This is a genomic window from Aquabacterium commune, assembly GCF_004362855.1.
In the GTDB taxonomy this organism is placed as follows: Bacteria; Pseudomonadota; Gammaproteobacteria; order Burkholderiales; family Burkholderiaceae_C; genus Aquabacterium; species Aquabacterium commune.
The window spans coordinates 229,715-256,697 of the sequence record NZ_SNXW01000005.1 but is presented as its reverse complement, the minus strand read 5'-3'; the positions used below and the strand labels follow the sequence as shown (position 1 = coordinate 256,697).

Below are 26,983 nucleotides of genomic sequence, written 5' to 3'. Positions count from 1 at the left end.
GGACCGCATGAGCCACGATGTGTTGCTGACCGAAGACCAGCGCCTGGTGCGCGATGCCGCCCGCGATTTCGCCCAGTCCGTGCTGGCCCCGAACGCCGCGCAGTGGGACCGCGAGGGCGCCCTGCCGCCCGCCGTGGTCCGCCAGATGGGCGAGCTCGGCCTGCTGGGCATGCTGGTGCCCGAAGACGGGGGCGGCAGCAAGAGCGACGACCTGGCCTACGCCCTGGCCATCGAGGAAATCGCCGCGGGCTGCGCCTCGTGCTCGACGCTGATGAGCGTGCACAACTCGGTGGGCTGCGTGCCCATCCTGCGCTTTGGCAGCGAGGCGCAGAAGGCGCAGTGGCTGCCGCGGCTGGCCTCGGGCGAGGTCATCGGCGCCTTCTGCCTGACCGAGCCGCAAGCCGGCTCCGAGGCCGATGCGCTGCGCACGCGCGCCGTGCTGGATGGCGAAGGTGAGGACGCCCACTGGGTGCTCAACGGCGCCAAGCAGTTCATCACCAATGGGCGCCGCGCGGGCCTGGCCATCGTCTTCGCCGTGACGGACCCGGCCTTGGGCAAGAAGGGCCTGTCGGCCTTCCTCGTGCCCACCGACACGCCGGGCTTCGTGGTCGAGCGCGAGGAGCACAAGCTGGGCATCCGGGCGTCGGACACCTGCGCCATCTCGCTGCAAGGCGTGCGCATCCCGGCCGCCAACCTGCTGGGCCAGCGCGGCGAGGGTTTGAAGATCGCGCTGTCCAACCTCGAAGGCGGGCGCATCGGCATCGGCGCGCAGGCCGTGGGCATCGCGCGGGCGGCGCTCGACGCGGCACGGGCCTATGCACGCGACCGCGTGCAGTTCGGCAAGCCGATTGCCGAGCACCAGGCCATCGGGCAGATGCTCGCCGACATGCACACCCGCCTGAACGCCGCGCGCCTGATGGTGCACCACGCCGCCCGCCTGCGCATGGCCGGCGTGCCCTGCATCTCGGAGGCCTCGCAGGCCAAGCTGATGGCCTCCGAAACGGCCGAGTGGGTGTGCTCCAAGGCCATCCAGGTGCACGGCGGCTATGGCTACCTGCAGGACTACGCGGTGGAGCGCCACTACCGCGACGCCCGCATCACCCAGATCTACGAAGGCACCAGCGAGGTCCAGAAAATCGTCATCGCGCGGCAGCTCTGAGCACCGCGCCCTCCCCGCAACGAGGCAGTTCCAAGGAAGTCCCCATGAGCACCACGCCCCACCTCTACGGCAGCCACTCGCCCGTCAGCCACCCCACGGTGCGCCTGCTGATCCAGGGAGAGTTCGTCGATTCGCGCAGCACCGAGCTGCACCCCGTCGTCAACCCGGCCACGCAAGAGGTGCTGGCCCAGGTGCCCATGGCCACGCCGGACGAGGTCGATGCGGCCGTGGCCGCCGCGCGCCAGGCCTTCGTCACCTGGAAGGCCACGCCATTGGCCGTGCGCATGCGCATCATGCTGCGCTTCCAGGCCCTGCTGCGCGAGCACCTGGGCCGCATCGCCCACGTGCTGACGCTGGAGCAGGGCAAGACCCTGGCCGACGCCGAGGGCGACATCGTCCGCGGCCTGGAGGTGGTGGAGCACGCCTGCGCGGTGGGCACGCTGCAGCTCGGCGAGTTCGCCGAGAACGTGGCCAACGGCGTGGACACCTGCACCCTGCGCCAGCCCATCGGCGTGTGCGCGGGCATCACGCCCTTCAACTTCCCCGCGATGATCCCGCTGTGGATGTTCCCCATGGCCATCGTGTGCGGCAACACCTTCGTGCTCAAGCCCTCGGAGCAGGACCCGATGAGCACGATGGAACTCGTGGACCTCGCCATGCAGGCCGGCGTGCCGGCGGGTGTGCTCAACGTCGTGCACGGCGGCAAAGACGTGGTCGATGCGCTGTGCACCCACCCCGACATCGTGGCCGTGTCCTTCGTCGGTTCGACGGCCGTGGGCACCCACGTCTATGACCTGGCCAGCCAGCACGGCAAGCGCGCGCAAAGCATGATGGGCGCGAAGAACCACGCCGTCATCCTCCCCGATGCGCACCCCGTGCAGTCGCTCAACGCCCTGGTGGGCGCGGCCTTCGGGGCCGCCGGCCAGCGCTGCATGGCCACCTCGGTGGCGGTGTTCGTGGGCGCCGCGCGCGACTGGCTGCCCGAGGTCGTGAAGCGGGCGCAGGCGCTCAAGGTCAACGCCGGCACCGAGCCCGGCACCGACGTGGGCCCGGTGATTTCGCCGCGCGCCAAGGCCCGCATCGAGGCGCTGATCGCCAGCGGCGTGGCCGAGGGCGCCGAGCTGCTGCTCGATGGCCGCGGCGTGCAGGTGGCCGGCTACCCCCAAGGCAACTTCGTGGGCCCGACCGTGCTGGCCGGCGTGCAGCCGCACATGCAGGTCTATGCCCAGGAAATTTTCGGGCCGGTGCTGGTGTGCATGGCCGTGGACACGCTCGACGAGGCCATCGCCCTGGTCAACGCCAACCCCTTCGGCAATGGCGTGGGCCTGTTCACGCAAAGCGGTGCGGCAGCGCGCAAGTTCCAAAGCGAGATCGACGTCGGCCAGGTGGGCATCAACGTGCCCATCCCGGTGCCCGTGCCCTTCTTCAGCTTCACGGGCTCGCGCGGCTCCAAGCTGGGCGACCTGGGCCCCTACGGCAAGCAGGCTGTGCAGTTCTACACCCAGACCAAGACGGTGACGACGCGCTGGTTCGACGACGCCTCGGTGAACACCGGCGTCAACACCACCATCAGCCTGCGCTGACGGCCCCGCCGCTCAGACACACCGTTCAAGCACACCGCCAGGAGACACCATGCGCATCGCCTTCATCGGCCTGGGCCACATGGGCGGCCCCATGGCCCGCAACCTCGTCCAGGCGGGCCACCACCTGCGTGTGTTCGACCTCAGCGCCGAGGCCGCGCAGGGCCTGGTGGGCCTGGACGCGCAGCGGGTGCAAGCCGCCACCTCGCCGGCAGAAGCCGCCCGCGACGCCGAGTTCGTCGTCACCATGCTGCCCGCGGCCAAGCACGTCGAGGCGGTGCTGTGCGGGCAAGGTGGCGATGGCAGCGGTGTTTTGGCGACCGTGCCGCGCGGCGTGCCCATCGTGGACTGCAGCACCATCGACCCGGCCACCGTGCAGCGCCTGGCCCAGCTGGCCGCGGCGCAAGGCAACCCGCTGGCCGATGCGCCGGTGTCGGGCGGCACGGGCGGCGCGGCCGCCGGCACGCTGACTTTCATGGTGGGCGCCACGCCCGACCTGTTCGCGCAGGTGCAGCCGGTGCTGCAGGGCATGGGCCAGCACATCGTGCACTGCGGCACCACCGGCACGGGTCAGGTCGCCAAGATCTGCAACAACCTCCTGCTGGCCATCTCCATGATCGGCGTGGCCGAGGCCATGAGCCTGGGCGCGGCACTCGGCATCGACCCGCAGGTGCTGGCCGGCATCGTCAACACCTCCTCGGGCCGCTGCTGGAGCGCCGACACGTACAACCCTTACCCCGGCGTGATGCCGAATGCGCCGGCCTCGCGCGGCTACAGCGGCGGCTTCGGCGTGGACCTCATGCGCAAGGACCTGGGCCTGGCCAACGACGCCGCCCGCCAGGTGCACCAGCCCCTGCCGCTGGGCGCGCAGGCCTTGCAGCTCTACGAACTGTGGAGCCGCCAGGGCCACGGCCAGCTCGATTTTTCGTCCATCATCCAGCTGCTGCAGGGCCAGCGCCCTGCCTGAGCTTCCCGCACCAACGCATCTTTGACCTCCGAGAGACCGCCCATGATCGACCTGCACCTCGATGGCAGCGTGGCCACCGTCACGCTGAACCGCCCGCCCGCCAACGCCTTCAGCCGCGACGGCCTGCTGCAGCTGCGCGACACCGTCCGCCAGCTCGAAGCCAACCCGGCCGTGCGCGCCCTGGTCATCACCGGCCAAGGCCCCAAGTTCTTCAGCGCCGGCGCCGACCTCCACACCTTCGCCAGTGGCGACAAGGCCGCCGCGCTGGACATGATCTCGGCCTTCGGCCAAGCCTTCGAGACGCTGGCCAACACGCCCCTGGTCACCGTGGCCGCGCTGAACGGCTACGCCATGGGTGGCGGCCTGGAGTGCGCCCTGGCCTGCGACATCCGCATCGCCGAAGCGCACGCGCAGATGGCCTTGCCCGAGGCCGGCGTGGGCCTGCTGCCCGGCGGCACCGGCACGCAGACGCTGGCATGGCTGGTCGGCGAAGGCTGGGCCAAGCGCATGGTGCTGACCGGTGAGCGCGTGGACGCCGCCACGGCCCTGCGCATCGGCCTGGTCGAAGAGGTGGTGCCGGGCGAGGCCGGCCAAGGCCTGGCCCTGGCCAAGGCGCTGGAGATCGCACAGCGCGTGGGCAAGCAAAGCCCCGACAGCGTGCGCGCCTGCAAGCAGCTCATCCACGCCGCGCGCAACGGCGTGCCCCGCGGGGCCGCGCTGGCGCAGGAACGCGAAGCCTTCGTCGGGCTGTTCAACGGGGCCAACCAGCGCGAAGGCGTCAACGCCTTCTTGGAAAAGCGCGTGCCGACCTGGCAATGAGGGCCTTGAAGACCCGCACCCGGCAGGAGGCGCCATGCTGTGGCAAGCCCTGAGCTCGGTGCGCGACCTGGGCCGGCTGGAGACCATCGCGTCCGTGCTGATCCGCCATGGCTTTGGCGACCTGGTGCGGCGCATGGGCCTGGCCGATGCCCTGGAGAAGGCCGGCCACGCCCTGCACTGGGACGACGCCCAGGCCTACGCCCACATGCCCCCGCCGCAGCGCGTGCGCCGCGCGCTGGAAGACCTCGGCCCGACCTTCGTCAAGCTCGGCCAGATCCTGTCCACTCGGGTGGACCAGTTCGAGCCCGACTGGATCGCCGAATTCAGCCAGCTGCAAGACCACGCCCCCGCCTGCGCCTGGCCCGAGGTGCACGCCCAGCTCTGCGAGGACCTGGGCGCGCCGCCTGAAACCGCCTTCGCGCACTTCGACCCCGAGCCCCTGGCCGCGGGCTCCATCGCGCAGGTGCACCGCGCGCGCCTGGCCGATGGCACCGAGGTGGTCGTCAAGGTGCGCCGCCCCGGCATCGTGCCCCTGGTGGAGGCCGACCTGCGCTGGCTGGCCCGCCTGGCCGAGATGGCAGAAGCCGACAGCCCCGAGCTGCGCGCTTTCCGCCCGCGCGAGGTGGTCAAGCAGTTCGCGCGCTCGCTCAGGCGCGAGCTGGACCTGTCCACCGAAGGCCGCCAGTCAGAGCGCATCGCCGCCAATTTCACGCGCTACCGAGACGGCGATTCGCCTGCGCCCATCGAGGGCGTGGTGCCCGAGCCGCCCATCGTCATCCCGCGCATCCACTGGCCCTGGACCCGCGAGCGCGTCTGCGTGCAGGACTTCGTGCAGGGCCTCTCAGGCCACGACATGGCGGCCCTCACCGCCGCCGGCCTGGACCGCCAGCGCCTGGCACGACGCGGTGCCAGCGCCGTGCTGAAAATGATCGTGGAAGACGGCCTCTTCCACGCCGACCCGCACGCTGGCAACGTCTTCTACCTGCCGGGCGACCGCATCGCCTTCATCGACTTCGGCATGGTCGGGCGCCTCACCCCGCGCCGGCGCGACCAGCTCGTCCGCCTGCTGCTGGGCCTGGTGCAGCGCGACGCGCACACCGTGGCCGACGTGATGCTGGACTGGGCCGGCGAAGACCCGCAAGACGCCGTCACCGACGAAGACGGCCTGGTCGGTGACCTCGAAGCCTTCGTGGACCAGTACCACGGCCTGACGCTGCAGCAAATCAAGCTGCCGGCCATGCTGTCGGAGATGGTCGGCATCCTGCGCCTGCACCACCTCAGCCTGCCGCCCGACCTGTCGCTCTTGTTCAAGGCCTTCGTCACCCTGGAAGGCATGGGCCGCGAGCTGGACCCGGCCTTCAACATGGTGGATGTGGCCCTGCCGCTGCTCAAAGCGGCCATGCGCAAGCGCTACGCCCCCAAGGCCTTGCTGCAGCGCGGCTGGCGCGCGGTGGACGAGGCCCTGTCCCTGCTGGGCGGGCTGCCGCAGGACCTCTCCCGCCTGATCAAGGCCGCGCGCCGCGGCCGGCTGGAGATCCACATCGACATCGCCAACCTGACGCGCGTGGGCCACCTGCTGGAATCCGCCATCAACCGCCTCGTGGTCGGCCTGGTGGTGGCGGCGCTCATCGTCGGTTCGTCCATCGTCATGACGGTGCAGGGCGGGCCCACCCTGTGGGGCTTGCCCCTCTTCGGCCTGCTGGGCTTCGTCGCCGCGCTGCTGGGCAGCCTGTGGCTGTTGGGCTCGATGGCCCGCAGCAATCGGCGCGAGTGAGGGCGGGGCGCAGCGGCACGCCGCCCATCCCGGGCCATGCGCCGCCCGTTTTGACTCGCGCGCCGCACTCTGCGGGTGGCGCGCCACCGAACTTGGCCCGCCCGCCGGGTTGCGAGCCTGGACCGATCACACGCACGCGTCTTGCGCGCCGCCCCCAAGCCGCGGCGCGCGACCCCCAACAGGCGGCGGCTGGCTCAAATTGACTGACCCGCCAGATTCACCTGCCCGGCGTGCCGCTCACAACGGGCGGCAGCCCGCACAGAACGGCTTGTGCACGGTCCGGACCGTGCGGCACCTGGCTCAAGGTCGCTCGGCAGCCCCAAGCGCAGCGGCAGACGCGCCGGGCGGCAGCGGCACCGGCCAGGGCGTGCCATCCACATCGGTGCGCACGGCCTCGGTGTGCCAGTGGCGCACGCCCTCGCGGCCCACGGTCATGAAGAGCATCCAGCCGGTGCGGTTGTCCAGGCTGCTGAAGCCATCGAAGACGAAGTTGCCCAGGCTGTAAACGATGGGTTTGCCGCGGTAGGTCTCGGTGTCCTGCACCACGTGCGGGTGCGTGCCGACCACGGCATCGGCGCCCGCGTCGATCATCAAGCGCGCGAGCTGGCGCTGGCGGGCGTTGGCCACGGGCTCGTGCTCCTGGCCCCAGTGCATGAAGGGGATGACGATGTCGGCGCCGTGCACGCTGCGCGCGCGACGGATGTCATCGACCACCTGCTCGTCTTCGCTCCAGGCCACGCCGGGGTGGTCGTGGCCAGCCTCGAAGTGGCGCGGGAAGAACTCGTCGTAGCCCAGCAGCGCGATCTTGAGGCCATGGCGCTCGATGAGGTGCGGCGCGTGCGCCGCCGCCAGGTCGCGGCCCCCGCCGATGTGCGGCAGGCCGGCGGCGTCCAGGCGCTGCAGCATCTCGGCAAAGGCCGCGCGGCCGAAATCGCCCGAGTGGTTGTTGGCCAGCGACACCACATCGACGTGCCGCCGCAGCACGTCCAGCACGCGCGGGTGGGCGCGGAAGGTCCAGGGCTTGTCGAGCGCCTTGCCGCCGCGGGCCACCACGCACTCCAGGTTGGCAATGCGCACATCGGCCTGCTTCAGCCGCGCGGCCACCGGCGCGAAGGGGTCGCCGCCGCGCGCGATCAGGCGACCCGGCCCGTCGGCCAGCATCACATCGCCCAGGAAGACGAGGCGCACGGCGGGGCTGGCATCGGGGCTGGAAGCGTCCGGCATCTGCGCCGGCTGCGGGAGTGCTGGGATGTGTGCTTGAGTCTGCGCTTGAGCCTGCGCTTGGGTTGGCGGCTGGCTCGGCACGGGTGGCTGCGGCGCCGGCACGGCCGCCGCGCCATCGTCCCGGCGCAAGGCACAGCCATAGACCAGCTCGCGGCCCAGCACGCTGGAATGCACGTGCTGCCAGCCCGTCAGCGCCGGCACCTCGGTGCCCGTGGCGAAGGGGGCCGACAAGCGCTGCTGGTGGACCAGCGCTGGCGCGCCTTCGGCTTCGAGGTCGTAGGCGTAGAGGCTGATGTGGGTGATGTGCTCAGGTGTGCGCTCGGGTGTGCCGCGCGCCACGGCCTTGAAGGCGAAGCGCTGGCCGATGTCCACGCTCGGCACGCGCAAAGGCTCGTCGGTGGGGCGGGCGTCCACCTGCCAGGTCTGGCTGGCGTAGCGCACCTCGCAGTGCACGTGCTCTGCGGCCGATGCCGAGCTCGACGCCACAGCACACGCCCACGACAACGCCGCGGCAAGCGCCACCGCCCATCCCTTGCCCGCTCGACCCACCGTGCCACCTGCCGCCATGCCATCCCCCGTGTGCCCGCGCCACATGCGGCCTGTCGGCAGCCCACATGGAAAAAGGGCCCGCCACGCATGACGGACCCGCTGCAGTTTGCCACCGGGCGGACGACCCAGGCTTCAGCGCTGCACCATGCGCGCCATCGCCTGCTCGCCGGCCAGCGCCCCGATGCCTGCGCCGCTGCCCTGTGCCTTGCCAGCGCCGGTCCCCAGCGCCTTGCCTGTGCATTGGCCAAACACGTAGTCGGCCTCGTTCACCTTGCGGGTCTCCAGCCAGTAGCGCCAGGTGCTCTTGGGCCAGATGGCGAAGTTGATGCCGTCGGCGGTCTGGTACCAACTCTTGCAACCCGAGCTCCACACCGTGCCCTGCAGGGCCTGCGTCATCTCGCCCAGGAAGCGCGTCATGGCCTCGGGCTTGACGTCGATGTAGTCGGCGCCCTTTTGCTTGACCAGCTTCATGCACTCGATGATGTAGTTCACCTGCGCCTCGATCATGAAGACGATGGAGTTGTGACCCAGGCCCGTGTGCGGCCCCACCAACTGGTACATGTTGGGGTAGTTGGCGGTGGTGATGCCGTAATAGCTCGTCGGGCTGACCTTCCAGTCCTCCTGCACCGTGTGGCCGCGCAGGCCGCGCAGCTCGAAGCTCTTCATGTAGATGCGCGGGTCCACGACGAAGCCCGTGCCCAGGATGATGCAGTCCAGCTTGCGCTCTTTGCCATCCTTCGTGACGATGCCGTCGGGCGTGATCTCGCGCACGGCCTCGGTCACCAGCTCCACATTGGCGCGGTTGAAGGCCGGGTACCACTTGTTGGAGATCAGGATGCGCTTGCAGCCCAGGGTGTAGTCGGGCGTGAGCTTCTTGACCAGCGCCGGGTCCTTCACCTGGTAGCTGATGAACTTCTTCAAAGCGGCTTCACCGATCTTGGCCATCCAGGGGTTGAGGATGGGCCACAGGCGGGACTCGTTGGTCCAGTAGCAGCGCCAGCGGTGCAGCGTGCGTGTGAAGGGCAGGGTTTTGAACGTCCATTTGCGAAAGGCCGAGTAAGAACGCTCGTCGCGCGGGATGACCCAGGCCGGCGTGCGCTGGAACACGTGCAGCTGCTTCACATCGGGTGCGATCTCGGGCACGTACTGGATGGCCGAGCCGCCCGTGCCGATCGAGGCCACGCGCTTGCCCTTGAGGTCGTAGCCGTGGTCCCACTGGGCCGAGTGCATGACCTTGCCCTGGAAGTCCTTCAGGCCCGGGATGTCGGGGATGGCCGGCACGTGCAGCGGGCCCGAGGCCAGCACCCAGTGGCGCGCCATGAGGGTCTCGCCCCCGGCGGTCTTGATGACCCAGCGGCCCGTGCCTTCGTTGAAGACGGCACTGACCACCTCCTGGTTGAAGTGGATGTGCGGGCGCAGCTTGTACTTCTTGACGGTGTCCAGGATGTACTGCTGGATCTCGTGCCAAGGCGCATAGCGCTTGCTCCAGTCGGACTGGGTCTCGAACGAATACGAGTACATGTGCGACTGCACGTCACAGGCCGCGCCGGGATAGTGGTTGTCGCGCCAGGCGCCGCCGACCTCCTTGGCCTTCTCCAGGATGAGGAAGTCGTGGATGCCGTTTTTCTGCAGCTGGATGGCCATGCACAGGCCGCCGAAGCCGGCGCCCGCGATGGCGACTTCGACTTCGCGCACGTTCGTGGAGGGGGTGATGGGGTCGCGGGTGGGGTCGCTCATGTCGGCACCTGTTTGTTCGAGGTTGAGGGCTGCGCCGCCTGCGTGAACCTGGCCAGATGCTGGTTCAGCGGCTTGTCTCCGTGTGCCCCCATGGTGCGGACCGACGCCCATGCGCACCATGTTAGATTCGCCCAATGATTGATCTTTTCGGCCACATCGGGCGTCAAAACCGGCCTCCCAGCCCACCCGACGGGGTCAGATTGACCTGCATCAAATGAGCACACGCTCCATCCTCGGCCTCATCTACCTGGTGCAAGGCCTGCAGCAACTCGGCGAAGACCCACAGCCCGTGCTGGCCCGCCATGGCCTGAGCCTGGACCGGCTCGACCCCACCACGCGCATCGACCGCACGCGCGAGTTGCGCATCTACGCCGACCTCGCCGAGGCCGTGCGCGACCCGCTGGCCGGCCTCAAGCTCGGCGGCTTCTACGGCTTGGCCGGCTACGGGCCCCTGGTGATGCTGCTGATGACCTGCGGCAGCGCCTACGACGCGCTGCAGGCGGGCATCCGCTACCAGCGCCTGACCTACATCTTCGGCACCCTGAGCTTCGAGCCCGGCGAGCAGCTCAGCGCCCTGGTGCTCACGCCGATGGCGATGGAGGCGCGCGCTTTCCGCTTCCGCGTCGATGGCGAGGTCTCGGGCACCTACAAGCTGGTGCGCGACATGCAGGTCTCGCTGGGCCTGGACATCCGCGCCGAGCGCATCGACATGCCCTGCCCGCGCCCGCCCGAAGCCGCCGCTTACGAGCAGTACTTCGGCTGCCCGGTGAGCTTTGGCCACACCCAGGCGCGTTTCTGGATCCGCAACGAACACCTGCGCCTGCGCCTGCCCTCGGCCGACCCCAACGCGCACGGCATGTACCGCGCCATGTGCGACCAGCAGCTCGTGGCCCAGCAAGCCAGCACCGAGACCCTCGCAGACCGCGTGCTCACCCACCTCGGCCTGTTCAGCGGCAGCTACCCGAACGCCGAAGCCGTGGCGCAGTCGCTCGGGCTGTCGGAGCGCACCCTGCGCCGCCAGCTCAGCGACGAAGGCCACAACTTCCGCGACCTGCTGGCCCAGGCCCGCTACGCCAAGGCGCAGCACCTGCTCAAGCACACCACCCTGTCCACCGAGGCCATCGCCCAGCAGCTGGGCTACGCCGAATCGGCCGCCTTCATCCACGCCTTCCAGCGCTGGGCGGGGATGACACCCTCGGCGTTCCGGGCGCGCTGAGCACCGCCATCGCACCACCGTCGCACCACCATGGCGCAAGCCAAGCGCGCACTGACCCCGCCGCGTCATCACCACACGCCTACAATCGCGGGCCTTGTTTCTCGACCTGCTCCGGCCGGCCCCTGCACCCCATGTCCTTCTGCGCCATCGACTTCGGCACCTCCAACTCGGCCATCGCCATCCCCACTGCGGGAGAGGCGGGCTCGGCTGGCATGCGCCTGGTCCCGCTGGAAGGCGCGCACCTGACCATGCCCACGGCGGTGTTCTACGCCACCGACGCCGACGACCAGCCGCCTGCCGCCCGCCCCGGCCCCACGGCCGACGACCCGCTGCCGCGCTGCTTCGGCCGCGCCGCCGTGCAGGCCTACGTCGATGGCTACGAGGGCCGGCTGATGCGCTCCATGAAGAGCGTGCTGGGCACCGCCCTGGTGGACCAGACCACCGAGGTCGGCCAGGGCCTGGGCGTGAAGTACCTCGACATCGTCACTGGCTACCTGCGCCACCTGCGCCAGCAGGCCGAGGCCGCCGGCGGCCAGGCGCTGAACCAGGTCGTGCTGGGCCGCCCGGTGTATTTCGTCGATGACGACGTGGTGCGCGATGCCGCCGCGCAGGCCTCGCTGGCCGCCGCCGCCCGCGCCGTGGGCTTCAGCGACATCGCCTTCCAGTTCGAGCCCATCGCCGCGGCCTTCGACTTCGAGCAGCACTGCACGCAGGAAGAGCACGTGCTGGTGGCCGACATCGGCGGCGGCACCTCCGACTTCTCGGTGGTGCGCGTGGGCCCGCAGCGCGCCACCCGCACCGAGCGCCGCGACGACATCCTGGCCAGCCACGGCATCCACATCGCCGGCACCGACTTCGACCGCCACATCTCGCTGGCGCGCATCATGCCGCTGCTCGGCCTGGGCGCCTTCGGCCCCAGCGTGCTCGGCCAGCCTCCGCGCCCCGTGCCCAGCCGCGTCTATTTCGACCTCACCACCTGGCACCTGATCAACACCGTGTACCAGCCCTCGCGCGTGAGCGAGCTGCGCAACATGGCCGACTTCTACGGTGACCCGGCCCACCATCGCCGCCTGATGAAGGTCGTGCAGGACCGCCTGGGCCACGCCCTGGTGGCCCGCGCCGAGACCGCGAAAATCGCCGTGGCCGACGGTGGCCACACCGACATCGACTTGGGGCTGGTGGAGGCCGGCCTGCACAACGGCCTGGACGCCGAGCAGGCCGCCCGCGCGCTGGAAGCCGACGTGGAGCGCATCACCCTGTGCGCCCTGGACACCGTGCGCCTGGCCGGCCTCAAGCCGGGGCAACTCGGCGCGCTGTACTTCACAGGCGGCTCGACCGGCCTGACCTTGCTGACCGACGCCCTGCAAGCGGCCTTCCCCAGCGCCCGCGCGGTGCGCGGCGACCGCCTGGCCTCGGTGGCCACCGGCCTGGGGCTGTACGCCGGGCGCTTGTTCAGGGGCTGACCGGAGGCTGATCGGGGACTGACCGGCCCGTCAGACCGTCAGCACGATCTTGCCGATGTGGCCACGGCCTTCCATGAGGCGGTGGGCCTCGGCGGCCTGCGCCAGCGGGAAGGTCTGGCACACATGCGGCACACAGCGCCCGGCCGAGAGCACCGGCCAGACGTGCTCGCGCAGGCCTTGGGCGATGGCGGCTTTCTCAGGTGCCGTGCGCGCGCGCAGGGTCGAACCCGTGACCACCAGGCGCTTGAGCAGGATCGGCATCAGGTTGAAGCCCTCGACCTGCACCCCGCCCATGAAGCCGATCAGCAGCAGGCGGCCGTCGCGGGTGAGGGCGCCAAGGTTGCGCTCGACATGCGAGGCGCCCATGATGTCCAGGACGATGTCCACGCCGCGCCCGCCGCTCCAGGCCATCACCTGGGGCAGGAAGTCGGTGCTGCGGTGGTCGATGCTGAGCTCGGCGCCGAAGCGCTGCGCCCAAACGCCCTTCTCGGGCCCACCGTCGGTGGAGATGGCCTTCAGGCCGAATTCGCGCGCCAGCATGAGCGCGGTGGAACCGATGCCGCTGGTGCCGCCGTGCACCAGCAGGGTTTCGCCGGCACGGGCGCGCCCGGTCTGGAAGAGGTTGGCCCAGACGGTGAAGAAGGTTTCGGGGATGGCTGCGGCCTGTGCGGCGCTCAGGCCCGCGGGCTGGGGCAGCAGCTGGGTGGCCGGCACCACGCAGTACTCGGCGTAACCCCCGCCCTCGGTGAGGCCGCAGACGGCGTCACCGATCCGGAACGCCGCGCTGCCATCCTGCACACCCTCCCCCAAGGCCACCACCGTGCCCGCCACCTCCAGGCCCGGCGTCGGGTTCACGCCCGGGGGCATGGGGTAGAGGCCGCGGCGCTGCAGCACGTCCGGCCGGTTCACGCCCGCGGCAGCCACCTTCACCAGCACCTCGCCCGCTCGGGGCACCGGCAGCGGCACCTGGCGCGGCTGCAGCACCTCGGGGTCGCCCGGCTGGGCGATGGTGACTTCGGTCATCGACGTGGGAAGGGAGGGAAGGGCGGTGGGCGTCATGGGTGGGCTCAGTCCTCTTCCTGCTTGGTGCCGCACTCCGCGTCGGCCGCGTTGACGTGGCAGCGGATGCGCTTGAGGATCTTCAGGCCGCGCTTGTCGTACAGGCCCTGCTGCGTGAGCTGCATGCGGGACTCGCGCAACAGCTGGGTGTAACGCACATTGTCCTGCGGCTCCAGGTCCATCCAGGCCTGCGGCGGCACGGAGGCATCGGCGCGGCGGATGAGCTGCATGACCCGGTCGAACTGGCCGGCCCAGAAGGTGCGCGCCTGGACGCCGAAACCCGGCGGGAACTTGCTGTGCCGGACCACCATCTGGTAGGTCACGACCAGCAGCGGGAAGCGCGTGATGGCGCCCTTGCTGCCCAGGCCTTTGTTCAGCTCCAGCGGCAGGTAGGCCATGGTCGGCGCGGCCAGCATGTCCACCTGACCGCTGTTGAACTTGAGGTGGAAGTCGGAGATGGTGGCCGGCACCGGGATGCCCTTGATGCGCTGGACCATGGCCGCCTGCGCCGGGTCATAGGCCAGCGCGATGATGCGCTTGCCGGCCAGCGCCTCCACCGAGTTGAGCTTGCGGTCCACCATGAAGGGGTAGGCGATGCCGGCCGGCGTGATGCCCGCCACCTCGTGCTCGCCCTGCACCATCAGCTTGGCCACCTGCGGCGACGGCGAAGCGAAGGTGTGGATGAGCTTGCGCAGCACCTCGTAGGTGCCGGGGACGTCCACGTTGCCGTTGCGCACGATGGTGGTGGCGCCCAGCGAGTCGGTCGAGGCGGCCACCGCGTTGAACTGGCGCGTGCGGAAACCCGTGGCCAGCAGGCCATCGCACTGCCCGGCGATGTAGGCGTTGAGCGCCTGGCCCTCGTCGTTGTAGCCCTTGAGTTCCAGCTCCACGCCCTCGCGCTGCATGGCCACGGCGAAATCGCGGGCCAGGTTGAAGGCATCGCCCGAGGTGCCCAGGAAGTCGAAGATGCAAACCTTGGTGGCGGCCTGGGCGGGCGCGGCGAGCGCGAACGCAGCAAGCATCGCGGTGGCGCTCACGGCCAGGCGCAGACAACGGCGGAGTGTCATGGGCGGGGTCCCTGTGTTTGGAGGTCGGTGGATGCCATCCGATTGTCGGACCGCATGCCGCTCACAACGGACCTCATCCCCCATCGGCGTGACAGGGCTTTCCCCAGGTTGGCCGCCGCGGCGCCCTCCATGCTTCAGAGCTTGGTCAGCCGCTCCAGCGCACGCCCCAGGGTGTCGGCCGACTTGGCAAAGCAAAAGCGGATGACGCCGTGGTCGCGCCCATCCGGGTAGAAAGCCGACACGGGGATGGCGGCCACGCCGTGCTCGCGCGCCAGGCGCTCGGCGAAAGCGCGGTCGCCCTCGTCGCTGATGGCGCCGTACTTCACGCACTGGAAATAGGTGCCTTCGCAGGGCAACAGCTCGAAACGCGAGCCGGCCAGGGCCTGGCGGAAGATGTCGCGCTTGCCCTGGTACAGCGCCAGCAACTGGGCGTACCAGCCGGGCTTCTTCATGAACTCGGCCAGCGCCACCTGCGAGGGCGTGTGCACCGTGAACACGATGAACTGGTGGGCCTTGCGGAACTCGGCCATCAGCTCGCGCGGGGCCAGGGCGTAAGCCACCTTCCAGCCGGTGGCGTGGCAGGTCTTGCCGAAGCTGGAGACCACGATGCTGCGCTGAAGCAACTCGGGGTGGCGCATCACGCTTTCATGGCGCACGCCGTCATAGACCATGTGCTCATAGACCTCGTCAGACAGCACGACGATGCCGGTGCCCTGCACGACGTCGGCCAGCGCGGCCACGTCATCGGCCGTCCAGACGCTGCCCGTGGGGTTGTGCGGGCTGTTGACGATGACCATGCGGGTGCGCGGCGTCACCAGCGCTTTCACGGCGGCCCAGTCCGGACGGTAGGTCGGTGCCAGCAGCTCGGCGTGAACCACCCGGCCCCCTTGCAACTCGACGGACGGCGCGTAGCTGTCGTAAGCGGGCGCGAACACGATGACCTCGTCACCCGGGTGCACCAGGGCCGCGATGGCGGTGAAGATGGCCTGCGTCGCGCCTGCCGTGACGGTGACCTCCGAGGCCACGTCGTACTGCGCGCCATAGAGCGCCTCGACCTTGGCCGCGATGGCCTCGCGCAGCACCGGCATGCCGGCCATGGGCGCGTACTGGTTGTGGCCGGCGCGCGCGGCCGCGTCGAGCGCATCGAGCAATTCGGCGGGCGCGTCGAAATCGGGGAAGCCCTGCGACAGGTTGATGGCGCCGCACTCCTGCGCCAGGGCCGACATCACCGTGAAGATGGTGGTGCCGACCGTGGGCAGGCGGGAATTCAGGGGGTGGGCAAAGCGGGGCATGCGCGCAGCATAGCCTTGCCACCGACGCTCAGCGCATGCGGCTGGGCGCGACGCCGAACCAGCGCTTGAAGGCCTGGGAAAAACTCGACAGGTCGCTGAAGCCCATCTGCTCGGCGATGTCGGACAGCGACAGCGCGCGGTTGTTCAGCAGCTCGCGGGCCTGCTGCTTGCGCACGTCGATCAGCAAGGCCCGAAAGCTGGTGCCATCGTCTTGCAGGCGGCGCTTGAGCGTGCGCTCGCTGAGCTGAAGCAAGCGGGCGACCTCGGGCAGGTCCGGTGTGCGATCCAGGGGCGCCACCGCCAGGTAGCCTCGCACCAGCTCGGTGACGCCCTGGTCTGCACGGCGCCGCGCCATGAGCTGCGCGCCCGCGTCTTCGCACACCGCGACGGTCAGGGGGTTGGCCTGCGGCAAGGGCTGCGACAGCCACCGGCGCTCGAAGCCCAGCGTGTTGGCTGCCGCGCCGTGGCTCGGGCGCACCCCGAACTGGCGCGCGATGCGCTCCTGAAGCTCGGGTGAGGCCGCCTCCGGGCTGCGCAAGGTGAAGCGCGTGAGCACGCCGGTCTGGCCCAGCGTCTCGTGCAACAGGCGGGCGGCGGCGGTCATGTCGCGCTCCACCAGGAAGCGGCGCAGGCCCGCGGACACATCGGGCTCGCCAAAGCTGAGCACCGCGGTGTCGGCGTCTTCGTGGAAAGCGATGAGGGAGAAGGCGTAGGCCAGCGGCATGGAGCGCAAGGCCAGGCTCAGGGCGTCGGCCGCGGTGGCGCTGCTGACCAGGCCCAGGCCCCAGATGCCGTAGGTGGAAAAGCTGTAGCGCAGGCCCACCTCCATGCCCAGGCCGGGCGCAGCGCCCAAGGCCTGCAAAAGGCGCTCGGCGATGCGCAGCTCCTGCAAGGCGGTGATGTCGGTGTGCGGGTCGTCGAGTTGGGCGCGGCTCAGACCCGCCGCTGACAGCAAGGCGGCCACCGGGGCGCCCCGCTCCTCGGCGAAGGCCAGCATCAGGCGGGCGCTGGCCGGGCTGCGGGTGAAGTCGAAGAAGCGCATGTGGCCCAAATCATAAAGCGGCTGGCCCCGCGCAACATTCAGGTCTGACCCGGCCCCTGCCACCATGCGAGCCCAGGCTCAGGAGACCCCATGCAGGACACGCCCCCCATCCACGGCACGCTCATCATCGGCACCGGCTTCGCTGGCATCGGCATGGCGGTGGCGTTGCAGCGCAGCGGTCGCCACGACTTCGTGCTGCTGGAGCGCGCCGCGGACGTCGGCGGGGTCTGGCGCGACAACACCTACCCCGGCGCGGCCTGCGACGTGCCCTCGCACCTGTACTCGTTTTCCTTCGCGCCCAACCCCGAGTGGTCGCGCGTGTTCGCCACCCAGGCCGAAATCCACGCCTACCTGCGCGATTGCGCCGAGCGCTTCGGGCTGCGCCCGCACATCCGCTTTCAGAGCGAGGTCAGCGCCGCCCGCTGGGACGAGGCCGAGGGCTGCTGGCAGGTCACGCTGGTGGGGGGCGGGTCGCTGCGCGCGCGCGTGCTGGTCACGGGCATGGGCCAGCTCAGCCGGCCTGCGCTGCCCCGCATCCCCGGCCTGGCCGACTTCCACGGGCCCTGCTTCCACTCGGCCCAGTGGGACCACGGCTGCGACCTGCGCGGCAAGCGCGTCGCCGTGATCGGCACCGGGGCCTCGGCCATCCAGTTCGTGCCCGCCATCGCCCCAGACGTGGCGCAATTGCACGTCTTCCAGCGCTCGGCGGCCTACCTGCTGCCCCGGCCCGACCGCGCCTACCGCCCTTGGGAGAAGGCGCTCTTTCGCCACGTGCCCGCCGCCATGAAGCTGCACCGCGCCTGGGTGTACCTGAGCTACGAATCGCGCGCGCTGGCCTTCACGCGCCTGCACAGCCTGATGACGCTGGCCGGCGGCCTGCCCTTTCGGCGCATGCTGAAGCGGCAGGTGGCCGACCCGGCCTTGCGCCAGCGCCTCACGCCCGATTACCCCATCGGCTGCAAGCGCATCTTGCTGTCCAGCGAGTACCTGACCACCATGGCGCGCCCGAACGTGAGCCTGGTCACCACCGGCATCCGGCGCATCACGCCCGATGGCGTGGAGACCGAAGACGGCCGCCACCACGCCGCCGACGTGCTGGTCCTGGGCACCGGTTTCGCCGCCACCGAGTTCCTGGCGCCCATGGACGTGCGCGGCCGCGACGGCATCGCGCTCGGCCAGGTGTGGTCGCAAGGCGCGAAGGCCCACCTCGGCATGACCGTGCCCGGCTTCCCCAACTTCTTCATGCTGTACGGGCCCAACACCAACCTGGGCCACAACTCCATCGTTTACATGCTGGAGAGCCAGATCGCCCACGTGGTGCGTTGCATCGACCAGCTGGACCAGCAAGGCGCGCGCAGCATCGAGGTGGACGCCCAGCGCCACGACGCCCACAACGCGCGCATCCAGGCGCGGCTGAAGCGCACCGTCTGGCACGGCTGCACCAGCTGGTACGTCGATGCCAAGGGCCACAACAGCACCAACTGGCCCGGCTTCACCCTGAGCTACCGCTGGCTGACCCGCCGCCAGGACTGGGGCGCCTACCATTTCCAGCCGATCACCCCGGTCACTCCCACCCACACCAGCCGCACCAACCGCACCACCACGACCCCATGAACCGCCCAACCGAACGCCGCTACCCGGACACCTCCCACGTGCGCGTGCGCCGCGTCAAATCCACCTTCCAGGCCGAAGGGGCGCTGTGTGCCGCGACCCTGCACCTGCCGCCCGACGCCACCCCCGAGGCACCGCGGCCGGCCATCCTGATGGTGGGCGGCTGGGGCAGCGTGCAGATGGCGCTGACCTCGTCCTTCGTGCACCGCTTCGTCGAAGCCGGCTACGCCGTGATGGAGTTCGACCACCCCGGCTGGGGCGACAGCGGTGGCTTCCCGCGCCAGGGCATCAACCCCTGGCGCCGTCGCCGCGTGAGCGACACCGCCCTGGTGCACCTCAAGGCGCAACCGTGGGTCGCCGCCGACCGCATCGTGCTGTGGGGCACCTCCTTCGGTGGTGGCCACGTGGTGGACCTCGCCGGCCAGCACCCCGAGCTGCAAGGCGCCATCGTCCAGGTGCCCATGCTCGATGGCCTGGCGGCCACGCTGTCGATGTCGCCGCTGCGCCAGCTGCAGTTCACGGCGCTCGGCCTGATCGACCTGCTCAAGCCGGGGCCGCCGCTGTGCGTGCCGACCCTGGCGCCCCCGGGCGATTTCGGCACCATGGACCGCGACGGCGCCTGGGACGCGCTGCAACGCGCCCTGGCCGCCTGGCCGAATCGGCGCTACGACAACCGCGTGGCCGCGCGCTCGACCCTGACCATGCCCTTCTACCGCCCCTGGAAGCGCCTGAAAGACGTGCAGGTGCCCCTGCTCATCCTCGGGGCCACCGGCGACACCGTCGCACCCTTCGTGGCCGACAAGGTCGCGCGCGTGGGCAACCCGAAGTTGCAGGTGGTGACCGTTGATGCCGACCACTTCGACCCCTACTTCGAGCCGCTGTTCCCGCAGGTGCTGCAACACCAATTGGCTTTCCTGGCGCGCGTGCTGCCGTTAAACTGACGAGATTCCGTTCTGCCCCTTCGTGAGTGCCCCCTTGTGCGTTTGGGGGATTCAGGTCGCTGCATGGCGCCCACTCACCGAACCAGGGGACGTCCGCATGCCGGGCTACCAGACCAAGCAAGAAAGCGTCGCCATCCACGGCGCGCCCCACCTCCTCATCCAGTCGCTGCTGGACCGCCAGCAGTTCGCCGATCCGCTCGGCGAGGCCGAGGCGCTGGGCATCTCCAGCGCCATGTGGCCGCTGTTCGGCCTGCTGTGGCCCTCGTCGCAAGAGCTCGCCAGCTGGATGGAGCGCCGCGCCACGGTGCCGCAGGAACGCATCCTGGAAGTGGGCTGCGGCCTGGCGCTGGCCAGCCTGGTCATGCACCGCCGCGGCGAAGACGTCACCGCCTCCGACTGCCACCCGCTGACATCGCGTTTCCTGAGCGACAACACCGCGCTCAACGAGCTGCTGCCGCTGCCCTACCGCCATGGCAACTGGGCCGATGCCGACGACGCGCCGGTGCGCGCAGGCCGCCCGGTGGTGGAAGGCCGCTTCGACCTCATCATGGGCAGCGACGTGCTCTACGAGCGCGACGACTCGGGCCACCTCTCGCGCTTCATCGCCCGGCACGCGCAGCCCACGGCCGAGGTGCTCATCGTGGACCCGAACCGGGGCAACCGCAGCGGCTTCAACCGCCGCATGGCCGCCGAGGGCTTCGCGCTGGAAGAGGTGGACCTGAGCCACGCCCGCGAAGGCGAGGCGCCGTACCGCGGGCGCATGCTGCGGTACAAGCGAGACTCACTGCGCTGAGCCCGCGCTGAACGCTCAGCGCGCCAGCTCTGCCCGCATCGCGTCGATGACGTCCTTGTAGCTGGGCTGGCCGAAAATGGCGCTGCCGGCCACGAAGGTGTCGGCGCCCGCGTCGGCGATGCGGCGGATGTTGTCCACCTTCACGCCGCCGTCGATCTCCAGGCGGATGTCGCGGCCCGTTTCGCGGTGATGTGCGTCGATCAGCTTGCGCACCTTCTCGGCCTTGCGCAGCGTGCTGTCGATGAAGCTCTGGCCACCGAAGCCGGGGTTGACGCTCATCAGCAGCACCACGTCCACCTTGTCGATGACCCACTCCAGCACGTCGATGGGCGCCGCCGGGTTGAACACCAGCCCCGCCTGGATGCCCTCGGCCTTGATGAGCTGCAGGGTCCGGTCCACGTGGGTGGAGGCGTCGGGGTGGAAGGTGACGATGTCGGCGCCGGACTTGGCGAAGGCCGTGGCCAGCGCGTCAACGGGCTGCACCATCAGGTGCACGTCGATGGGCACCTTCGTGCCATCGGCCTTGACGCTGTGCTTGCGCAGGGCCTGGCAGACCATCGGCCCGAAGGTCAGGTTGGGCACGTAATGGTTGTCCATCACGTCGAAGTGGATCCAGTCGGCGCCCGCGTCGATGACGTTGCGCACTTCTTCGCCCAAGCGGGCGAAATCGGCAGACAGGATGCTGGGGGCGATGCGGAAGGTGCGGGGGGCGGACGACATGGCGGCGGGCCTCGTGGGCGACGGACGGTTGGAACAGACTCAGCCGCCATTGTAAAAAGATCCGCCGCCTGACTCAGCGGCCCGGCTCAGCGGCCTGACTCAGTAGCCCCAGGTGCTTTGCGGCATCAACCACGGGAAGCCCATGTACTTGCGCTGGCGGGCCACGCAGCGGCGCGAGGCGGTGGCGCTGTCCACGGTCTTGTCCACGGCGTAGCTGACCCACTCGGCGTGGCTGTCGGTCAGCTCCAGCGTGGAGTAGCCCGAGCTGCTGCTGTTGAAGAAGCGGATGTGCGGGTTGGCCACCTGCACCGCCGGCGCCACCAGGCCTTGCACGGCCAGCTCGCGCACCTTGGGGTCGGCGTTGGCAGCCAGCAGCTCGCCCAGCGTCGAGGAGGTGATCGAGGGCGTCATGAACTCCGCGCCCAGGTAGTTCGCCTTGTCGATCAGGTTGGGGCTGGTGTAGTCGAACTTGATGTCGCTGGCGATGTGGGTGTGCAGGTCCCCGGTGACGACGAGGAAGTTCTTGACCGCCGCCTGGCGCAGCGCGGCCGAGATGGCCAGGCGCTCGGCGCCGTAGCCGTCCCAGGCGTCCACGTTGAAGGGCGTCAGCGGGCTGGCGATCGGGGTCAGCGAGAGGCGGCCGAAGTAGGTCTGGTTGCCCATGAGCTTCCAGGTGGCGCGCGAGGTGGTCAGGCCGTCCACCAGCCAGTTGTGCTGGGCCTGGCCCAGCAGGGTGCGGCCGCCCGCGTCGCCCTGGCTGCAGCCCAGCGGGGCGTAGCGCTGCAGGTAGTCGCCTTCGCCGCAGGGGTGGTTGCTGCGGTAGGTGCGGTTTTCGATCATCAGCAGGTCGAGGAAGCCAGCGAAGTCGAAGCGGCGATAGACGGTGAGCGCGTCAAACGGGTGGGTGGCGTTGCTGTTGAAGCTGACGCGGGCCGGCACGTACTCGGTCCAGGCGCGTTGCGAGTCCAGCTTGAGTTGCTTGAGCAGGGCGGGGCTGTTGCCGTATTTCGGGTCGGTCGTGTAGGGGTGGTCGGGTGCGCCGAGGGTGTCGCGGGCGTAGTCCCAATAGACGTCGTTGGCCGTCTCATGGTCGTCGGGCACGCAGATGAAGGTGTGGCGCTCCATGGCGGCCTGCAGCTTGCGATCGCCGCGGATGGTGCGGTAGATGAAGCGGTAGTCGGCCAGGTCCAGGGCCACGGTGCCGCCGGAGGGCAGCACGATCGTGCGGTCGGCGTAGGGCAGGCTCTGGAAGCGCGGGTCACCGGCGGTTTCGTAGATGAAATCGCCCAGGTGCAGCACGAAGTCCAGGCTCTCGTCGCGCGACAGGTGAGACCAGGCGCCGTAGTAACCGTTGGTGAAATCCTGGCAGGTGGCCAGGCCGAACTTCAGGCGGCGCACGCCGTTGGGGCTGGCCGGCAGGGTGCGGCAGCGGCCCGTGCGGCTGACGGTGCCGGCGTAGATGAAGCGGTAGAAGAAGCGGCCACCGGCGGGCGTGGCGGGCAGCTGGTCGTCGAGGTCCACCTTGACGGTGAAGTCGCGCTCCGGGCCGATCTGGTCGGGGCGCACTTCGGCTTGCAGCACCAACTGGCTGAACTGGACGTCGGAAGCCACCTGCAGGTAGAGCGATTCGCTGGGGCGCACTTCGCTGGCGCGGAGGTGCGTCCACAGGATCACGCCGGTGGCGCTGGGGTCGGCCGAGGAGATGGAGAGGTCGAAGACGCGGTCCGAGTCGGTGCGCAGGTTGGAGACGTCGATGGGGCTCAGGCCCAGCTTGGCGAAGGTGGCGGCTTGCGCCTGCCAGGTGACCAGCAGGCCACCGCCCAGGGCGCCCAGCGCCGACAAAAATCCACGACGGTCCATGGTGTTGCTCCTCGGTGTGCGCGGCCTTTCTGGCCACATCCATAGTCAAAAATGGTTAGGCGCATCCTCGCCAAGTCGCGTGACACCCCCATGACGAAAAGGGTCGGGAAGCCGGACACCCCCCATCCGTGTGCCTAGAATGGGCCACATGAACCATGCCGAATTCAGCTGCAGCGTGCAGCCCAGCTACCTCGAAGAGCAGAGCAATCCGGCGCGTCACGAGTACGCGTTTGCCTACACCGTCACCATCGTCAACAGCGGCACGGTGGCCGCGCAGCTCATCGGCCGGCACTGGCTGATCACCGATGCCACCGGGCGGGTGGAAGAGGTCCGCGGCCTGGGCGTGGTGGGCCACCAGCCCATGCTCAAACCCGGCGAGCGCTTCGAGTACACCAGCTGGGCGCGCCTGGAAACGCCCCACGGCAGCATGCAAGGCAGCTTCTTTTGCATGACCGACGAGGCCCGCCTCTTCGAAGCCCCCATCCCCGCTTTCACGCTGGCGCGCAGCCAGTCGCTGCACTGATGGCAGTGTTCTCGCGGTGGGTCCGCCCCTTCACCCGCCGGGCCTGGTGGCCGCGACCCGGCAACGGATTTGACATCGAGGCCTTGCTCGATGCGGCCGATGCACAGGCCGTGCCGGTCGAGCGCCACATCTGGCTGATCCGCCTGCTCGACTGGGTGCGCCGCGGCGAGCCCGTCAGCGGCATGCAGTGCGTGGTGCGCCTGCTCGACGCCTCGGCCCACCCGGCCCGGCGCGAGCGCGTGGTGGCCTTGCTGGCCGCCACCTGGCGCGACACCGACGTGGCCGCCCTGCTGGCCGACTTCGGCTTCTCGCCACGCGCGGCCTTCCTCAACGAACTCGGCGAGCGCCTGCGCGGGCGCGTGCTGCCGCAAAGCCCCGAGACCCACGACCTGGCCGTGCTGTTCGGCCTGCTGTTCAGTGACGCCGACGACGCCGACTGGCTGGCCGCGCTGGACGCCGCCACGCTCGATGGCATCGGGGCCCTGTGGCAAGACGCCCTGGCCCACGACGCCACCCCCTTCGGCGACCCGCAACGCGCCCCGCTGGGCTGGCGCGACGCCTTCTACGACGCCATGCTCTACCTGGCCACACAGGTGCGCGCCATCGGCTTCTCGCCGGCCTTCCGTGGCCGCATGGGCATCAGCGTGAGCCGCGATTTCGACGTGGTCGGTGCCGACCCCAGCGACGGCGAGCTGGGCGGTCAGGGCGACGCCAGCACGCGCGCGGCCTTCCGCCAACTCACCCACGTCATCGAGCGCATGCGCGACCACGCGCTGGCCATCGCCTCGGCGCCATCGCCCGAGGCCACCCAGGCACCCACGGCCACCCTGCTGCAAGAAGCGCAGTACCTGCGCGTGCTGCTGGACACCTGCGCCGAGGCCGCCCGCGGCCTGCATGGCCACCTCGACACGCAAGGCATCTCGGTCAACCTGGTGTTCCAGATCGACCAGCTGTGCGAACGCTGCCGCCGCATCGCGCTGCTGCTCGACGTGGTGCTCGCGCCGCAACCCGGCCCCGCCTTGCACCGCCTGGTGCTGACGCTGGTGACCATCGGGCGCGACCGCCGCAGCGTGCGCGCGCTGTTCTCGCAGCACACCTCGCAGCTGGCACGGCGCGTGGCCGAGCGCAGCGCCGAAACCGGCGAACACTACATCACCCGCACCCGCGCCGAGTACATGAACATGCTGGCGCGGGCCTCGGGCGGCGGCGCTGTGCTGGCCGGCACCACCTTCATGAAGTTCGTGGTGCTGTCGCTGGGCCTGTCGCCCTTCCTGGCCGGCTTCGGCGCGGGCGTGAACTACGCCGTCAGCTTCGTGCTGGTGCAGTGGCTGCACTTCACCGTGGCCACCAAGCAGCCCGCCATGACGGCACCGGCCATGGCCGCCAAGCTGGCCGATGTGCGCAGCGACGAGGCCGTGGAAGGTTTTGTCGATGAGGTCGCGCACCTGTTGCGCTCGCAGATGGCGGGCATCGTGGGCAACCTGATGGTGGTGGCGCCGCTGGTGCTGGGCGTGCAGGCGCTGGCCTGGTGGGTGAATGGCCGGCCCCTGATCAACGCCCACGAGGCCCACCACGTGCTGGAGACGCTCACGCTGCTGGGCCCGACGCTGTGGTACGCGGCTTTCACAGGTGTGCTGCTGTTCGCGTCCAGCATCCTGGCGGGCTGGGCCGAGAACGCCTTCGTGCTGCACCGGCTGGACAGCGCCTTGCGCTTCAACCCGCACATCCAGGCCTGGCTGGGCGAGGCGCGAGCGGCCCGCTGGTCGGCGTGGTGGCGCGAGAACGTCTCGGGCCTGGCGGCCAACATCTCGCTGGGCCTGATGCTGGGCATCGTGCCGGTGCTGGGGCACTTCTTCGGCCTGCCGCTGGACGTGCGCCACGTGACGCTCTCCACAGGCCAGGTGGCCGCCGCCGTCGGCACCCTGGGCATGCCGGTGCTGCACGAACCGGCGCTGTGGTGGTGCGTGGCCGCCCTGCCGCTGACCGGTGTGTTGAACGTGGGCGTGAGCTTCGTGCTGGCCCTGCGCGTGGCGGTGCGTTCGCGTGGCGTGCGCGTCACCGACCGGGCGCGGCTGTGGCGCGCGGTGCTGCGGCGCTTGTTGCGTCAGCCGGGTTCGTTCCTGCTGCCGCCGCGTTCGCTGGGGTGATCGGACGGGGGCAGGGCGTCAGGGGCATCGGCAACATCCGCATCCTCGTGACGCTCGCCCCGCTGGCGCCCCGAGAACATCGTCCACCAGATCAGGAAGACGAACAGCGCCAAAGCGCCCACAGCTTCCAGCACAATCAGCGACATGGCTTGGGTTTCCGGGTGGGATGTGATGCAGCGTTTTGGAACCGTCGCGCCGCGCGGTGTGCGGTGGGTGGGCTTGGTTGGGATTGTAGGCAGCCTGGCGGGCTGTGGCAGCCTGAGCGGCCCCGGTGGGCATGGCAGTGTGGGCCCCGCCCCGGTGCTGAGCGCCCCTGGCATGCCCACGCCGACCCCCGGCACCACACCGGGCACCGCCCTCACGCCGGAAGGCCCCACCATGCTGCGCACCAAGGCCCGCTGGACGCAGGCCAGCTGGCGCGACCTGCCCGGCTGGGAGAGCGACCGCAGCAGCGCCTGGTGGCCGGCCCTGGCCAAGGGCTGCGCCAAACCCGCGCCGGCTTGGGCCAAGCTGTGCGAGGAAGTGCGCCGCCTGGGCGCCGACTGGGGCCACCGGGTCGGTGACGGTTTCGTGCGGCAATGGGTGGAAAGCCACTTTGAGCCCTGGCGCGTGACCGCCCTGGACGGCGCCAACAGCGGCCTGCTGACCGGCTACTTCGAGCCCCTGCTGGAGGGCCGCCGCAAGCCCGACGCCCGCTTCGCCTACCCGCTGCACCGCGCCCCCGCAGGCCTGGGCCAGCGCAAGCCCTTCTTCTCGCGCAGCGAGCTGGAGTCCACGCCCGAAGGCCGCGCCGCCATCGCCGGGCGCGAGGTGGTGTGGCTGGCCGACCCGCTCGATGTGCTGCTCATCCAGGTGCAGGGCTCGGGCCGCATCCGCCTGCTCGACGAGCCCACGTCACAAGGTTCGCCCAAGGTCATCCGCCTGGCTTTTGCCGGCCACAACGAGCAGCCCTACATGTCGGTCGCGCGCTGGTTGGTGGACCAAGGCGCCTTCACGCTGGAGCAGGCTTCCTGGCCAGCCATCCGCAGCTGGGCGCAGGCCAACCCGGCACGGGTGGGTGAGATGATGGCGGCCAACCCGCGCGTCGTCTTCTTCCGCGAAGAGGCGCTGCCCGACCCCGAAGTCGGCCCCAACGGTGCACAAGGCGTGGCGCTGACGCCCGGGCGCTCCATCGCCGTGGACCGCGACAGCGTGCCGCTGGGCACCCCCGTCTGGCTGGACAGCACGGTGCCGCAAAGCTGGGTGGCCGGCAGCATGCCGCCCGCATCGCCCTTGCGCCGGCTGGTCATGGCCCAAGACACCGGCGGCGCCATCCTGGGCGCGGTGCGCGCCGACTTCTTCTGGGGCTGGGGCGACGAAGCCTTGGCGCAGGCCGGCCGCACCAAGCAGCCGCTGGCGATGTGGGTGCTGTGGCCGGTGGGACCGTGAGGTCCAGGCGGT

The 26,983-nt window shown here is 70.1% G+C and carries 22 protein-coding genes; 13 read left to right on the top strand and 9 right to left on the bottom strand.

All coding sequences use genetic code 11. The annotated features are described in order from the left end of the window. Positions 1 to 7: 7 nt before the first annotated feature. Genes EV672_RS10830 through EV672_RS10810 form a run of 5 tightly spaced genes read left to right on the top strand, consistent with a single transcriptional unit; the run spans position 8 to position 6,299 of the window. The gene (locus tag EV672_RS10830) at positions 8 to 1,159 is read left to right on the top strand and encodes an acyl-CoA dehydrogenase family protein (protein ID WP_133609077.1); all 1,152 of its coding nucleotides are present in this window, start codon (positions 8 to 10) and stop codon (positions 1,157 to 1,159) included. Positions 1,160 to 1,203: 44 nt separating this feature from the next. Further along, entirely contained in the window at positions 1,204 to 2,742 is a 1,539-nt protein-coding gene (locus EV672_RS10825) for a CoA-acylating methylmalonate-semialdehyde dehydrogenase (RefSeq protein WP_133609075.1), read from the top strand. 49 nt (positions 2,743 to 2,791) lie between these two features. Then, positions 2,792 to 3,706, top strand: a complete 915-nt coding sequence (gene mmsB, locus EV672_RS10820; protein ID WP_133609073.1) for a 3-hydroxyisobutyrate dehydrogenase — start codon at positions 2,792 to 2,794, stop codon at positions 3,704 to 3,706. Between the two features lie 42 nt (positions 3,707 to 3,748). Further along, positions 3,749 to 4,525, top strand: coding sequence for an enoyl-CoA hydratase (locus EV672_RS10815; RefSeq protein ID WP_133609071.1), 777 nt, complete (start codon positions 3,749 to 3,751; stop codon positions 4,523 to 4,525). A 34-nt stretch (positions 4,526 to 4,559) separates the two neighbouring features. Then, on the top strand, positions 4,560 to 6,299 hold the full coding sequence (locus EV672_RS10810; RefSeq protein ID WP_133609069.1) for an ABC1 kinase family protein: 1,740 nt from the start codon (positions 4,560 to 4,562) through the stop codon (positions 6,297 to 6,299). Positions 6,300 to 6,599: 300 nt separating this feature from the next. Here EV672_RS10810 and EV672_RS19050 read toward each other — a convergent pair whose 3' ends face one another. Together EV672_RS19050 and EV672_RS10800 are read right to left on the bottom strand one after the other, a co-directional pair. Next, positions 6,600 to 8,117 carry a CapA family protein gene (locus EV672_RS19050; protein ID WP_243738629.1) on the bottom strand — a complete coding sequence of 506 codons (1,518 nt, stop codon included), beginning with the start codon at positions 8,115 to 8,117 and terminating at the stop codon, positions 6,600 to 6,602. Positions 8,118 to 8,204: 87 nt separating this feature from the next. Next, positions 8,205 to 9,809 (bottom strand): flavin-containing monooxygenase, encoded by a 1,605-nt coding sequence (locus EV672_RS10800; protein ID WP_133609067.1) that lies wholly within the window; start codon positions 9,807 to 9,809, stop codon positions 8,205 to 8,207. 214 nt (positions 9,810 to 10,023) lie between these two features. On the opposite strand from EV672_RS10800, the gene EV672_RS10795 reads away from it, so the two are divergent. Beyond that, the gene (locus EV672_RS10795) at positions 10,024 to 11,025 is read left to right on the top strand and encodes an AraC family transcriptional regulator (RefSeq protein WP_133609065.1); all 1,002 of its coding nucleotides are present in this window, start codon (positions 10,024 to 10,026) and stop codon (positions 11,023 to 11,025) included. A 131-nt stretch (positions 11,026 to 11,156) separates the two neighbouring features. Next, a complete protein-coding gene (locus tag EV672_RS10790; RefSeq protein ID WP_133609063.1) occupies positions 11,157 to 12,488 on the top strand; it encodes an Hsp70 family protein in 1,332 nt (443 codons plus the stop codon). 30 nt (positions 12,489 to 12,518) lie between these two features. Here EV672_RS10790 and EV672_RS10785 read toward each other — a convergent pair whose 3' ends face one another. The 4 genes from EV672_RS10785 to EV672_RS10770 all read right to left on the bottom strand — a co-directional run bounded on the left by EV672_RS10785 (position 12,519) and on the right by EV672_RS10770 (position 16,948). After that, positions 12,519 to 13,547 (bottom strand): NAD(P)H-quinone oxidoreductase, encoded by a 1,029-nt coding sequence (locus tag EV672_RS10785; protein WP_133609061.1) that lies wholly within the window; start codon positions 13,545 to 13,547, stop codon positions 12,519 to 12,521. A gap of 8 nt (positions 13,548 to 13,555) precedes the next feature. Beyond that, positions 13,556 to 14,614 carry a putative solute-binding protein gene (locus EV672_RS10780; protein WP_133609059.1) on the bottom strand — a complete coding sequence of 353 codons (1,059 nt, stop codon included), beginning with the start codon at positions 14,612 to 14,614 and terminating at the stop codon, positions 13,556 to 13,558. A 134-nt stretch (positions 14,615 to 14,748) separates the two neighbouring features. Then, a complete protein-coding gene (locus EV672_RS10775; RefSeq protein WP_133609057.1) occupies positions 14,749 to 15,906 on the bottom strand; it encodes a methionine aminotransferase in 1,158 nt (385 codons plus the stop codon). A 28-nt stretch (positions 15,907 to 15,934) separates the two neighbouring features. Next, positions 15,935 to 16,948 (bottom strand): AraC family transcriptional regulator, encoded by a 1,014-nt coding sequence (locus EV672_RS10770; RefSeq protein WP_133609055.1) that lies wholly within the window; start codon positions 16,946 to 16,948, stop codon positions 15,935 to 15,937. 90 nt (positions 16,949 to 17,038) lie between these two features. On the opposite strand from EV672_RS10770, the gene EV672_RS10765 reads away from it, so the two are divergent. The 3 genes from EV672_RS10765 to EV672_RS10755 all read left to right on the top strand — a co-directional run bounded on the left by EV672_RS10765 (position 17,039) and on the right by EV672_RS10755 (position 20,293). Further along, complete coding sequence (locus EV672_RS10765; RefSeq protein WP_133609053.1) at positions 17,039 to 18,562, top strand: flavin-containing monooxygenase; 1,524 nt, start codon at positions 17,039 to 17,041, stop codon at positions 18,560 to 18,562. Further along, on the top strand, positions 18,559 to 19,500 hold the full coding sequence (locus EV672_RS10760) for an alpha/beta hydrolase (RefSeq protein WP_133609051.1): 942 nt from the start codon (positions 18,559 to 18,561) through the stop codon (positions 19,498 to 19,500). The genes EV672_RS10765 and EV672_RS10760 overlap by 4 nt, the downstream gene beginning before the upstream one ends. A 97-nt stretch (positions 19,501 to 19,597) precedes the next feature. Continuing rightward, complete coding sequence (locus EV672_RS10755; RefSeq protein WP_133609050.1) at positions 19,598 to 20,293, top strand: class I SAM-dependent methyltransferase; 696 nt, start codon at positions 19,598 to 19,600, stop codon at positions 20,291 to 20,293. 15 nt (positions 20,294 to 20,308) lie between these two features. Here the strand turns inward: EV672_RS10755 and rpe are convergent, their stop codons facing one another. Next, entirely contained in the window at positions 20,309 to 21,013 is a 705-nt protein-coding gene (gene rpe / locus EV672_RS10750) for a ribulose-phosphate 3-epimerase (protein WP_133609048.1), read from the bottom strand. A 99-nt stretch (positions 21,014 to 21,112) separates the two neighbouring features. Continuing rightward, entirely contained in the window at positions 21,113 to 22,873 is a 1,761-nt protein-coding gene (locus tag EV672_RS10745; RefSeq protein WP_166643539.1) for an alkaline phosphatase D family protein, read from the bottom strand. 148 nt (positions 22,874 to 23,021) lie between these two features. Here EV672_RS10745 and apaG point away from each other — a divergent pair, with 148 nt between their 5' ends. Further along, positions 23,022 to 23,396 carry a Co2+/Mg2+ efflux facilitator ApaG/CorD gene (apaG, locus tag EV672_RS10740; RefSeq protein WP_133609044.1) on the top strand — a complete coding sequence of 125 codons (375 nt, stop codon included), beginning with the start codon at positions 23,022 to 23,024 and terminating at the stop codon, positions 23,394 to 23,396. Next, positions 23,396 to 25,543, top strand: a complete 2,148-nt coding sequence (gene tlpB / locus EV672_RS10735) for a transporter-like protein TlpB (protein ID WP_133609042.1) — start codon at positions 23,396 to 23,398, stop codon at positions 25,541 to 25,543. The genes apaG and tlpB overlap by 1 nt, the downstream gene beginning before the upstream one ends. On the opposite strand, the gene EV672_RS10730 is transcribed toward tlpB, so the two are convergent. After that, the gene (locus EV672_RS10730) at positions 25,501 to 25,689 is read right to left on the bottom strand and encodes a hypothetical protein (protein ID WP_133609040.1); all 189 of its coding nucleotides are present in this window, start codon (positions 25,687 to 25,689) and stop codon (positions 25,501 to 25,503) included. The two genes, tlpB and EV672_RS10730, sit on opposite strands and share 43 nt — an antisense overlap. Positions 25,690 to 25,861: 172 nt before the next feature. Here EV672_RS10730 and mltA point away from each other — a divergent pair, with 172 nt between their 5' ends. Next, positions 25,862 to 26,971: a murein transglycosylase A gene (mltA, locus tag EV672_RS10725; protein WP_243738628.1), complete on the top strand. Its 1,110-nt coding sequence runs from the start codon at positions 25,862 to 25,864 to the stop codon at positions 26,969 to 26,971. The last annotated feature ends 12 nt before the right edge of the window (positions 26,972 to 26,983 follow it).